The sequence below is a fragment of the Shewanella sp. 8A genome, from assembly GCF_023475945.1.
Classification (GTDB): Bacteria; Pseudomonadota; Gammaproteobacteria; order Enterobacterales; family Shewanellaceae; genus Shewanella; species Shewanella xiamenensis.
Genome location: NZ_JAMDJP010000107.1, coordinates 1 through 523, shown reverse-complemented (window position 1 = coordinate 523; position 523 = coordinate 1). Strand labels below are relative to the sequence as shown.

Annotated in this window: 1 protein-coding gene; it reads left to right on the top strand. The window is 45.1% G+C overall.

Annotated elements, in window-relative coordinates; all coding sequences use genetic code 11:
- A partial coding sequence (locus M0413_RS22745) for an IS3 family transposase (RefSeq protein ID WP_249555760.1) occupies positions 1 to 523 on the top strand: 523 nt, incomplete at both ends.

Sequence of the window (523 nt, the reverse complement as noted above, 5' to 3'; positions counted from 1 at the left end):
ATGAAGAAGCATCCTAATTTGCTGAAAGAGAAAGGACTGCATGATGCAGAGCATGTACTGGTCAGCGATATCACCTATCTTGAGTCAGACCAAGGTGTGCACTACCTGTCATTGGTCACCGATGCCAGTTCGCGTAAGATAGTCGGTCATCACGTGAGTAAAGACATGAAAGCCGAGAGTGTGGTGAAAGCGTTAAAAATGGCCATAAAAGATAAACGCTATATCGGCAACGCAGTGCATCACTCAGACAGAGGCTTACAATACTGCTCAGCAGTTTATCAGAATGCGCTTCAGGCGAGCCGAATCCAGCCGTCAATGACGGATGGTTATGATTGCTACCAAAATGCATTAGCAGAAAGAGTGAATGGCATACTGAAGCAGGAGTTTTTACTGCACCGATGTAGGACATTTGCGGAGCTGAAGATACTTGTTAGAGAATCGATAGCAATATACAACGATATGAGACCGCATCTGAGTTTGAATATGGCAACCCCTAATCAGGTGCACAATAGAAAAGGCCAGC